Source organism: Prosthecobacter sp. (genome assembly GCF_044232965.1).
In the GTDB taxonomy this organism is placed as follows: Bacteria; Verrucomicrobiota; Verrucomicrobiia; order Verrucomicrobiales; family Verrucomicrobiaceae; genus Prosthecobacter.
Map to the genome: position 1 here is coordinate 1 of NZ_JBIIKX010000140.1, position 5,406 is coordinate 5,406.

At 60.5% G+C, this 5,406-nt stretch carries 3 protein-coding genes; all 3 read left to right on the top strand.

The window, feature by feature from the left end; all coding sequences use genetic code 11:
* Positions 1-452 precede the first annotated feature (452 nt).
* Entirely contained in the window at positions 453-1,244 is a 792-nt protein-coding gene (locus ACILSI_RS26590; protein ID WP_395724958.1) for an SOS response-associated peptidase, read from the top strand.
* A gap of 19 nt (positions 1,245-1,263) precedes the next feature.
* Positions 1,264-1,716, top strand: a complete 453-nt coding sequence (locus tag ACILSI_RS26595) for a LexA family protein (protein WP_395724959.1) — start codon at positions 1,264-1,266, stop codon at positions 1,714-1,716.
* A 6-nt stretch (positions 1,717-1,722) separates the two neighbouring features.
* On the top strand, positions 1,723-5,406 hold a 3,684-nt coding region (locus ACILSI_RS26600), incomplete at its 3' end, for a PHP domain-containing protein (protein ID WP_395724960.1).

The following is a 5,406-nucleotide window of genomic DNA, read 5'->3' on the forward strand; positions in this document are numbered from 1 at the left end:
GTCTTTGGCACCATAGGCCAACTCAGCCTGACCAAGGCACGCGAGGGCGAGAGCGAGCAGGGCGGACTTCAATCGAAAGCTGGGCTGAATACGGTGGGCTGGATTTCTCATGGATTTCAAATTCGCGAGGAGGCCTGAAGCCCCTACCGCAGAAGCCCGGTGGATTCAAACCAATTTAAGCCCCCAGTCTCTGCCAACCTTCATGAGCTGCTTTCCAAGGACTTAAGCGGCCTTGAGTGTGGTTCGAAGCCGGGAGGGTCGGGAGGCGTGAACAAGCAAGATGCAAGCGCATGTCAGGCGCATCGCAGATTTGTATGAGGCACCGAGCTGAAATGGGTCACTCGCTGGCGTGAACCATTCTCCCCAGTTCCGCCCACGCCCTCTTCTGGATCTCCAGCGATCCTGAGCATCACCCTGCTTGCCTGTTTTCTTGAATGCGCTTTCCTGCGCACATGTGTGGCCGTCTGAACCAATTCGCCAAGATCCCCGCGCTTACCATCGCCGGGCGAGCTCTGCGCATTGAACGCCGCAAAAAGAAGGAGCGTGAGGACAAACGTGCCGACGTGTCGGTCGTGAACAACATCTGTCCGACCGATTATGCGGACGTGCTGACGATGGAAAGCGGTGAACTTGGCGTTGAACGCATGCGCTTCGGCCTGATCCCGCAATGGGCGAAAGGTGGCAAAGCCGAGGTATGGAAGAAGTTCATGCTCACCTTCAATGCACGCTGTGAAACCGTTTTCGACCTCGCCTCATACCGGTTGCCTGTGCGTCGGCAGCGGTGCCTCATCCCGGTGCGTGGCTGGCACGAGTGGCCCGACCGCACCACGCCCTACTTCATCCATCGCACCGACGATGCACCCGTATTGCTGGCAGGCATCTGGGATGTATGGGAAAGCAGTGATCCAGCAGACGCGGCTGGCGGTGCCTTGGTCACTTCCATGAGCGTCGTCACCACCCCTCCGGGGAGCTACATGGCGAAGTTCCACGACCGCAGCCCGCTGATTCTGGAAGGTGAAAACGCCCGCGCTTGGATGCAACCGGACATGCAGACTGACGACCTTCGTGCCTTCTTCAAACCCTACGAAAGCGAGCGCCTGGAAGCCTATCGGGTCTCCACTGCAGCCAACCAGGCCCGCAACAAAACTGAGGAGGTGCTGCAACCAATCGCACCCCCTGTTCCACAAGCCGGAGATGAGCCGGTTAATGTCGAAGAATTGGATTCCGACTTGAAACTGTTCTAAAGAACACTATACAGGCGGCATGATCAATGCCCGCCAACATCGCGCCCTGAACCTGCTTTGGATTTCCCAGGCTCGCTCTTGGATTCGGCATCAGATCCCATTGCTCGGCAGCATCATCGCCGGCAAGCCCGATACCGCTGATGGTCGCATGGACGGCTGCATCGACATCGACCCCACCACCCTGCGCCTGCCCAAGAACGCCCGAACCTTTGCGCTGAAGGTCCGGGGTGATTCCATGCGCAATGCGGCCATTCTGGAGGGTGACATCGTCATCATGGAATTTCGCGAGGCGAAGCATGGCGACATCGTGGCGGCGCTCATTGATGGCGAAACGACATTGAAACGCTTTGTGGTTCATAATGGCGTTACATATTTGCGCGCCTCAAATCCGAAGTATCCCGACCTGATTCCGGCCCGTGAACTCGTCATCCAGGGCGTGCTGATTGCTCTGCTGCGGCTTTCCAAGAGCTGATGCGCCATGATTCTGCACTTCGATGCGGATGCGTTCTTCGCCTCCGTGGAGCAGGCCGCCGATAAAAAGCTGCGAGGGCGTCCGGTGGCCGTGGGCGGTGAGCGGCGCGGCATCATTGCCTCCGCCAGCTATGAGGCGCGGAAGCTCGGCATCTACACGCCCATGCCCACCGCACGAGCCAAGAAGCTCTGCCCAGGCCTCATCGTGCTGCCCTGCGACTTCGACAAATACGAGCGCTTCTCGCACCTCATGTTTTCGTATGCCTATGATTTCACGCCCATCGTGGAACAGTCGTCCATCGACGAGTGCTATCTCGATCTTCACGGCGCACGGCAGACCAAGGCCAGTGACACCGCCGCCAAGATGCAGCAGGCCATCGCGCAGAGTTTGAAGCTGTCCGTGTCGGTGGGCGTCGGTGCGAACAAGCTCGTGTCGCAGATCGCCAGCAAGCTGCGCAAGCCGCATTGCTTCATCGAAGTGGCACCAGGACATGAGCAAGGCTTTCTCTGGCCGCTGGAAAACAAATGGCTGCCGCAGGTCGGCCCGCAGCTCGCCGCCAAGCTCAACACCGCCGGTTTGCGCATGGTCGAGCACATCGCCCGAACGCCCGTGGATGAACTCTCGTTGCTCGTCGGCTCCGGGGCGGCGGCCCTCCATGACTACGCTCTCGGCAACGACCTCCGTCCCGTGGTCTGCGATGCACCCGCCGCGAAAAGCTACGGCGAGCAGGAAACCTTCGCCCAAGACACCACCGACACCGCCTTCATCATCGCACGGCTTCGTGCCATGGCCGACACGCTCATGCGCCGAGTGCGTGAGGATGGCAAAAGCATCCGCACCGTGACCTTGCGCCTGCGCTACAACGACATGGACGAGGTGACACGCTCCGCCAGTCTCGATGAACCGACCGACCTGGAGCACGACCTGTATCCGCTCCTGCAAGCCATGCTCACCCGTGCCTGGGAGCGCCGTGTCAGCGTGCGCCTCATCGGCCTGCGCTTCACCAAGGTCTATGAGACGGGCTTCTGCAATCTCCTGCCGCTGGAGCAGTCCGACATGAAACGCGAGCGCCTGCACACGCTCTCGCTCATTGTGGATGATCTCCGCCGTGGCAATCGCAGCATCATGCGCGGGCATGATCTCTGGTTGTCGCAGCACAAGCAGGCACCACGGCAAACCTTGCCCAAGCCGCAGCTTGTCACCGATCCAACCGCCACCACCACGAATCGCGTCTTGCGTGAGCGTCCCGGCACCGGCCCGCAGATCATCATCAGCCACGCGGCACGTCTCGCGGTGCCTGCGCTGAATGTGAAAAGCTGTTTCAGCTTCCTCGACTCCACGCTCACCATTCCCGCCATCATCGCAGCGGCAGCGGCGCACGACATGCCCGCCGTGGCGATCACGGATAAAAACCTGCACGCCGCCGTGCCGTTCTTCCAGGCTGCCACCGCCGCCGGAATCCAGCCCATCATTGGCGCGGAGCTGTGCTGCAACAAGAGGCCGCTGCTGGCCTATGTGCAGAACGTGCACGGCTACCAGAACCTCTGCCGTCTGCTCTCCTTCAACAACGATGCTTGCATCACTCCGGCGCAAATGCACGACCATCACGAGGGCTTGATCCTCATGGCTTCCGACAGCAGCGAGGTGGCATTGCCTGAAATCCGTTACCACAAGCCGGAGGACAAAGTGTTCTTCGACATCGTGCAGAGCATGAAGACGCTCACTCTGCTGCATGAGAAGCACGCGAGGAAGCGTCGTGGTGACTTCGCCTTCCACCCACCGGCGGAATGGTGTTATTCAGTCACGGCGATGCAGGCTGCGCGGGACATCGCCTCACAATGTGAGTTCGCTTTTGATTTCAAAACCCTGCGCTTCCCACGCTACACACCCGCCGATGGCAGCACCCCTGCCGCCATGCTTTACCAGCTTGCGCATGCAGGCTTGCGCCAGCGCTACGGTGTGAAAGCACCGCAGCACGAGGCGCAGTTGCGCGAAGAACTCTCCATCATCGCCGAAGTCGGTTACGAGGAATACTTTCTCACCGTCTGGCATTTGCTCCAGGAGTGTGCCCAGCTCGGCATCGGCTGGATTACGAGGGGCAGCGCGGCGGATTCGCTCGTGTGCTACTCCCTCGGCATCAGCAACGTCTGCCCGATCCGCTTTGAACTCTATTTCAAGCGCTTCCTGAACCGTGACCGCATGGCGCTGCAAAAGCTGCCGGACATCGACATCGACTTCGCCCACGACCGCAAAGACGACGTGGTCCGGCTCCTGCTCGAACGCTACGGCCCCGAACACGCCGCCATCGTCGGCGGGTTCAACACCTTCCAGGCACGCTCCGCGTTTGGCGATGTCGCCAAGGTGCTTGGCGTCGCTGAAAACGAAATCCGCCGCCTCACCGAGCACATGCCATGGACGGATGCCCGGCACGCCGCCGATGCCGTGGCGATGTCGCGTGAGTGCGATCATTCCGCCTGGCAGGAGGAGCCGCTGCGCACGGCCTTGCTTATGGCTGGCATGCTCGATGGCTTTCCGCGCTACGCCAAGATGCACCCCTGCGGCGTCGTGCTCTCGCGTGATCCCATTCGAGATCAAACCCCCACCTTCATTAGCGGCAAGGGCTGGCCCACCACGCACTTCGACATGGATGCCGTGGAAGCTGTCGGTCTTATCAAGCTCGACATCCTTGCGCAGGGTGGGTTGGCCGTGCTGCGGGACACTCAGGCCACCTTGAGGTCACAGGGACTTGATGGTCAGACCGAAAGAGCCGCTTTAAGAGGCGGCGGGTCGGGTGGTCCGTTTGGGCAATCCTCCTGCCAGCACCAGTGCGTCACATTGATGCGCTCACCTGCTTCATCAAACCAGGGACCTTCCTGGATCGGGCCATCATTTCCCCAGCTCCAGATGCCCTTTCGGACCAAGGTTCCATCGCTGGTCCAGACCCATTCGTTCTCGGTCGGAAATTCAAACTTGGAGACTTTTTCCCAGGGAGTGTCAAGCATTGCGGTATCAAGCTTGCCGAAGACTGGCGCGATGCAAGAACCAGGACGGGCATTTGGTCTCAATCTCGCCTCCCTTGAAGTAGGCGGCATAGGCGGCACCGAGAGACCGCCGCGTGAGGGCCAGGTTGAGCCTTGGAGCGATCCGGGCGTCTGGCATATGATCGCCACCGGGAATGCACGCGGCGTGCATCACATCGAAAGCCCCGCCATGACCAGCCTCGCATGTATGGCCGATGTGCGCGACATTGACCGCCTTGTGGCGATTGTTTCCGTCATCCGTCCCGGTGCTGCCAATGGCCTCAAGAAAGCGCAGTTCGCGCGTCGTGCGCAGGGCCTCGAACCCGTGGACTACACGCATGACAGCCTCGCCCCCGTGCTGCGTTCCACCTTTGGCGTCGTGGCCTATGAGGAGCACATCCTGCAAATCTGCGAAGCCTTCGCGGGTCTCGCTCCCGGTCGTGGCGATGTCCTGCGCCGTGCTCTGGTCAAACAGGACAGCGCCAAAATCAATGAAGTGAAAGTCGAGTTCATGGCAGCAGCCAAGGAACGCCGTCGTGATGCCCGCAGCATCGCCTATGTCTGGGATCTTGTGGCCGGGTTTCAAGGTTACGCCTTCTGCCGTGCTCACAGCACCGCCTATGCCGTCGAGGCCTATCAGGGAGCCTATGCCAAGCACTACCACCCGGCC

Excerpts from the sequence above, each read along its gene's own strand:
- ACILSI_RS26590 (WP_395724958.1), top strand. The coding sequence starts at position 453 with ATGTGTGGCCGTCTGAACCAATTCGCCAAGATCCCCGCGCTTACCATC.
- ACILSI_RS26595 (WP_395724959.1), top strand. The coding sequence starts at position 1,264 with ATGATCAATGCCCGCCAACATCGCGCCCTGAACCTGCTTTGGATTTCC.